Here is a 5,597-nt window from a genome sequence, read left to right as displayed (position 1 = left end):
GTACGGGCGCGGGAGCGGGGACGGCGGCGGGCGCGGGCGGAGCCACGGGCGGCGCGGCCTGGACAGGGGCCGCGGGCCTCGCCGGAGCGGCGGGCGCGGCGGCGGCCTGCGCGGGCCGGGCCGGAGCCTGGGCGGCCGGGGCCGGGGCGGCCTGGGTCGTGGTCACCGCAGCCCCCGCGGCTGCGGTCACGGTGCTCTTGGTGGGCTCGGCCGCCGTGCCGGGAGTGCCCGGCTTGTAGTCGGCGAAGAAGTCCCACCAGGCACGGTCGACCGAATTCGGGTCCTGGAGGTACTGCTGGTAGATCTCGTCGACGAGCCATTCGTTGGCTCCGAAGGCGGCCGCAGGGTTCTTGCCCTGCCCGTCTTCGTCGGTCGAGATGCTCGCGTTACTGGGGGACTGAGACGACACGGCGTGAACCGCCCTCTTCCGCTTCACAAGGTGATGGACAGCGGGAATCAAGGCTACGCCTACCAGGCCTTCAGGTGCAGGCCGGGCGTGCCATCGTCGTGCACATCACATCCGACGGCGGGTTTCGGCGTATGAAATGGCGGGAAACAAGCGGGGTTCCATGGTGGCAGGGCATACAACACCCCGGTGAAGACCGGACTTCGGACCTCACCTCGTGCTTCCGCGGTCACCACGTCGTGCCCCTCGCGTACCCCGGCACTTCTCAGGGCCTCGCAGTTCGAAGCCTACGTCAATCGTGCGTTCGGGGTGTTCCCGGAAGAGTGACGCGTATCAGGCAGCCGCGAGCCGATTCGGCCACTCCTATCCGGCCGCCGTGCAGATCCACCGCCCAGCGCGCGATCGCCAGGCCGAGCCCCGTACCGCCGTCGCTGCCGGGGCCGTGCGGGGAGGGCGCCGTACCCCGGTTGAACCGTTCGAAGACCCGGTGCCGCTCCTGCTCGGGGATCCCCGGGCCCTCGTCCTGGACCTCCAGCTCCAGCGACTCGGGCCCGGTGCCGCGCCGTGCGCGTACGGTGACCCGGCCGTGCGGCGGACTGTGTTTGACGGCGTTGTCGATGAGGTTGGCGACGACCTGGTGGAGCCGCTCCGCGTCGGCGTGCGCGGTGAGTTCGGGCGGCGACACATCGAGATGCAGATGCACGTCCGTACGGGTGTGACTGCTGGAGCCGGAACCCATCGCGCGCCGCGAAGCGGCCAGATTGGCCTCCTTGAGCACCCCGGAGAGATACGGCCACACCTCGAAGCGCTGTGCCCTGAGCGGTACGACGCCGTTGTCCAGCCGGGACAGGTCGAGCAGGGTCTCGGTCAGCCTGCCGAGCCGCTCCGTCTGGCGCAGAGCCGTGCGCATCGTCTCGGGATCGGCGGCGGACACCCCGTCGACGACGTTCTCCAGCACGGCGCGCAGGGCCGCGATGGGGGTGCGCAGCTCGTGCGAGACATTGGCGATCAGCTCTTTGCGGTGCCGGTCCTCGGCCTCCAGGTCGTCGGCCATGCGGTTGATGGTGGAGGCCAGGTCGCCCAGCTCGTCCTTGCGGTCGGCGCCGCTGACCCGGCGGGTGTAGTCGCCGTGGGAGATGCCCTTGGCGACGGTGTTCATCTCGTCGAGGGGCGCGGTCAGGCCATGGGCCACGAACTGCGTGATCAGCAGCGTGGCGATCACCGAGAAGACCGTGATGAAGCGCAGCTCGGTCTCGGTGCGCAGGGCGACCATCAGCAGGCCGGTGGTGATGAAGACGGAGACGACGACGAGGGTGCCGAGCTTGGCCTTGATGGAGAACGGGCGCAGACCGGTGCCCTCGGGGGCGGCGGTGACCTCCGCGCCGGAGCCGCCGGCGCTGTGTCCGCCGGCGCTGTGCCCGCCGACGCCGCGTCCGCCCGTGCCGTGCCCGCCCGTGCTTCGCCGGCCGGTGCCGGGTCCGTCGGCGCTGTGTCCGCCCGTGTTCTGTCCGCCGGTATCTGGTCCGGCGGAGCCCGGTCTGCCGGTGCCGCCGGAGCTGCCGGACGCCGGCGGGCTCATGGCGCGGGGGTCTCCAGCGCGTACCCGACCCCGTGCACCGTACGGATGCGCTCGGCGCCGATCTTGCGGCGCAGCGCCTTGATGTGGCTGTCGACCGTACGGGTCCCGGAGGCGTCCGCCCAGTCCCACACCTCGGCGAGGAGCTGCTCCCGGGAGAGCACCGCGCGCGGGGTGTTCGCCAGGCAGACCAGCAGATCGAACTCCGTCGGCGTGAGATGGACGTCCTCACTGCGCACCCGCACCCGGCGCTGCGCGTGATCGATCTCCAGCTCGCCGAGGCGCAGGATGCCGCTGCGCGGAGTCACCGCGGCGAGCGCCGCGCGCTCCACCCGGCGCAGCAGCACATGCACCCGTGCCGCCAGCTCCCGCATGGAGAACGGCTTGGTCATGTAGTCGTCGGCGCCGACCCCGAGACCGACCAGCATGTCGGTCTCGTCGTCGCGCGCCGTCAGCATCAGCACCGGCACGGGGCGCTGCGCCTGGACCCGGCGGCAGACCTCGAGACCGTCGAAGCCGGGCAGCATGACGTCGAGGACCATCAGGTCCGGCTGCCAGGCCTCGGCCGCGTCGACGGCCGCCGGGCCGTCCGCCGCCGTCTGGACCAGGAATCCCTCGGCCCTCAGCCGCGCTGCGATGGCGTCGACGATCGTCGTGTCGTCCTCGACGACCAGGACCCGGCGCTGGGCGCCGGGCGTGGCCGCCACTCCGTTGTGGCTGGTGTGTGTCTGCTCCATCGCCCGCCCCTGGTACGCGTTCCGTGATCCTTGATCCCGCGATCCACGTTCCCGCTGCGGATGTGGATCGATGTGTGTGTGGTGCAGCGTAGAGGCAGTGGGAGCTTCCCGGCTACGCAGTGCGAACACCGAGATGGACCACGTCGGGTACGCCTCGGGCAACCTGGATCTCTTCCTCCCGTACCCCGGTGAAACCGGCATTCCGCAACGCTTCGCCGAACGCGGCGGAGGGCCGGGCCGACCATACGGCGAGCACACCGCCGGGTTCCAGCCGCGCGCGGCAGGCGGCCAGACCGTCCGCGGAGTACAGGTTTCCGTTGCCTTCGGTGACGGTCCAGTCGGGCCCGTTGTCGATGTCCAGGCAGAGCGCGTCGTAACGTTCCGTGGCGGTCCGCACGTACTCGACCAGGTCGGCCCGGACGATCTCCACCCGGGGGTCGGCCAGTGCGGCGGCCGAGATCCGGGAGAGCGGGCCCTCGTGGTGCCAGTCGATGACGGCCTGCTCGCGCTCGACGACCACGACGCGGCCCCAGCGCGGGTCGGCGGCGGCGTGTGCCAGCGAGAATCCGACGCCGAGTCCGCCGATGAGGACGGACGGCAGTCTGTTCCCGGCGGGCGGGGCGGGCAGGGCGGCCAGGGCGGCGTCGATCAGCAGCCGCTCGGAACGCCCGTCCGAGGTGTCCATCAGGAAGCACCCGTTGGCGATGATTTCCAGCCGCTCACCGCGCTGCCGCAGCACGACCTCCCCGTACGGCCCGTCCCGCCGGTCGAGGGTGACGGCAGCGAAGTCGGGCACGGGCGCTGGAGGCGCGGGCATATCGGCCTTTCCGTCGGAAGGAACGCGGACGGCGTCGGAAGGAACCCGGACGGCGTCGCCGCCATCCTTACGCTCAGAGTCGGAAGGGACCAAACCGGTTCCCTCCGATCTCACCGGCTGTCCCGTCGCGATCTCACCCGCTCTCCCGCCGCGCACCCCGCCACGCGTACAGCGCGGCCCCGCCGGCGTACGCGACCAGCGCGGTCACCCATGCCGCGGCCTGCGGTCCCGGCTGCATGGGCCACGCCCAGACGGCCGCCGCGCCGCCCGGTGTCCGCGGCGCGGACAGATAGCTGCCGCTCACGTACACCGCCATCGGCAGCCAGCTCAGCCGGGCCCCGAGGAGGGCCGCCGCCCCGGCCGTGACCCCGGTGGCACCGAGCAGATTGCGCACGATCGCCGGGGCCCCGAACTCCTCGGGACGGCCGGGTACGGCGAGCGCGAGACTCGCGGCCGCCAGTGCGGTCAGTACGAGCAGATGGGTAGTCCGCCGGGGCCACCAGGGGCGTACGGCCGTACGGTCCAGCTCGTCGCTGTGTGTATACAGCCCGGTCCCGATCACCCCCGCCGCGAGCAGCGGAGCGAGCACCACAACCGGGACGCGGGCGCTCGGGCTCCGGCCGAACTGCGGCTGCGTCCGGAGCCAGTACGCGGCCCACGCGGCGGCAAGGGCGGTGCAGGCGAGTGCGGCGAGGGTGGCGGGGAGGATGCGGGAGCGGGCGTAGAGGGAGTACAGGGTGAACAGGGCCGGGGGAGTCGTTTTGGCGGTCATCGTTGTGGTCATGGGGCTGGGACGATTTCCGGGCGGCAGTGGTCAGCGGCCAGATAGCGGGCGAGATAGGCACGGCTCTGCTCGGTGTCCATGGCGTGGATCCGCTTGAGATGGACCGTGACTTCCGGCCGTGTGGAGGAGCCGAAGTCCGGGCGCGGGGCGAGCCATTGGGTGACGGCGTGGCCGATGGCATCGGCCCGTTCCTGGCCGGGGGTGTCGGACGCGGTCCGGTCACAGTCGTCGAGGAGTCGCCAGGCCGCCTCGTGTGTGAAGGACCGGCCGCGTACGGTCGGCTCTGCCAGGGTCGGCAGCCGTACGTCCCCCGGGCGGGTGTCGCTCCCGTAGGGTCCGTCGATCCAGCGGGCCGGTGCTCCGGGGACGCCGCGCAGTTTCGCGTTGAGGCCGGCGAGCGCGGCCGAGGTGCCGGGCAGCAGTTTCCGGTCGACCGCAGTCACACACACCTGCGGTGTGCCGTCGTCGCAGACGAGCCGGGCCGCTTCCGAATCCGGGTACCAGACCGCGTGCCCGGTCCGTGCGATCGGCACGGCGGCGGCGACGGCCAGCGCGAGCGGCAGCAGCGCGAGCGCGCGGTGCCGGGCGGCGTACGCGACGAGCGCGGCGAGGCCGAGACCGCCCGTCCACACGGCACTCGCGGGCCCGAACCACCACACCGGCCGGTCCCACCGATAACTGTGCTGGATGGCGGGATTCAGCCAGGTGGCAGGAGAGTCGGTGTACAGGGGAATGGCCAGCCCGACATAGGTGACGGCCGCGAGTACGGGGGCGGTCAGCCGCCAGGGAACCAGTCGGCCGGCCACGAAGCCCAGCACCCCGAGGGCGCCGAGAGCCACGGCGTCCGCGCCGATCAGCGAGACGAACGGCCGGCCCCCGCTCGTATACGGCCAGGCCACGAGGAGGCACCCGGCCGCGGCGACGAGATACCCGACGACCGGCCAGCACACGGCGGGCGCCACGGCCATCAGCACCTGCCGCAGGCGGGTACGCGGAACCGAACCCCACAGCTCACCGGTGCCGCGCCGCCGCTCCCGGCCGCCCTGCCAGCACCCGGCGGCGACGGCCAGGGGGCCGCAGAGCAGCAGCGCGAGGGAACGCAGAAGATCGGTGGTGTCGACCCAGTGGGCCTGCCAGCCGGTTGGCTGGAAATACATGGTCACGCCGATGACGAGCGCGCTTGCGACTCCGCTCCAGGGCCCGGCACCCCGGAGGAGTTCGGCCCGCAGGGGTGAGGCGGAGCGGGCGAGGGGGACGCGGGTGCGTGGGGCAAGGGA

6 protein-coding genes are annotated in these 5,597 nt (G+C 72.3%); all 6 read right to left on the bottom strand.

Translation table 11 applies throughout. From position 1 onward, the window contains the following. On the bottom strand, positions 1 to 409 hold a 409-nt coding region (locus WH07_RS34370; RefSeq protein WP_046508859.1), incomplete at its 3' end, for a 2-oxoglutarate dehydrogenase E1 subunit family protein. A gap of 289 nt (positions 410 to 698) precedes the next feature. Continuing rightward, positions 699 to 1,754 carry a HAMP domain-containing sensor histidine kinase gene (locus WH07_RS34365; protein ID WP_046508864.1) on the bottom strand — a complete coding sequence of 352 codons (1,056 nt, stop codon included), beginning with the start codon at positions 1,752 to 1,754 and terminating at the stop codon, positions 699 to 701. 227 nt (positions 1,755 to 1,981) lie between these two features. Beyond that, complete coding sequence (locus WH07_RS34360; RefSeq protein WP_046508857.1) at positions 1,982 to 2,719, bottom strand: response regulator transcription factor; 738 nt, start codon at positions 2,717 to 2,719, stop codon at positions 1,982 to 1,984. 112 nt (positions 2,720 to 2,831) lie between these two features. Then, positions 2,832 to 3,536: a spermidine synthase family protein gene (locus WH07_RS34355; protein WP_046508855.1), complete on the bottom strand. Its 705-nt coding sequence runs from the start codon at positions 3,534 to 3,536 to the stop codon at positions 2,832 to 2,834. 133 nt (positions 3,537 to 3,669) lie between these two features. Then, the gene (locus WH07_RS34350; protein WP_046508853.1) at positions 3,670 to 4,308 is read right to left on the bottom strand and encodes a hypothetical protein; all 639 of its coding nucleotides are present in this window, start codon (positions 4,306 to 4,308) and stop codon (positions 3,670 to 3,672) included. 8 nt (positions 4,309 to 4,316) lie between these two features. Beyond that, positions 4,317 to 5,597, bottom strand: a 1,281-nt coding sequence (locus tag WH07_RS34345; RefSeq protein WP_046508862.1) for a hypothetical protein, incomplete at its 5' end; no start/stop codon positions are given.

This window comes from Streptomyces odonnellii, from assembly GCF_000981895.1.
GTDB classification, from domain to species: domain Bacteria; phylum Actinomycetota; class Actinomycetes; order Streptomycetales; family Streptomycetaceae; genus Streptomyces; species Streptomyces odonnellii.
The sequence above is the reverse complement of the archived record's forward strand: the minus strand, read 5'-3'. Positions and strand labels throughout refer to the sequence as shown.

What these genes read in the sequence shown, in the direction of transcription:
- WH07_RS34355 (WP_046508855.1), bottom strand. Translation starts at nt 3,536, where the DNA reads ATGCCCGCGCCTCCAGCGCCCGTGCCCGACTTCGCTGCCGTCACCCTC.
- WH07_RS34350 (WP_046508853.1), bottom strand. Translation starts at nt 4,308, where the DNA reads ATGACCGCCAAAACGACTCCCCCGGCCCTGTTCACCCTGTACTCCCTC.
- WH07_RS34360 (WP_046508857.1), bottom strand. Translation starts at nt 2,719, where the DNA reads ATGGAGCAGACACACACCAGCCACAACGGAGTGGCGGCCACGCCCGGC.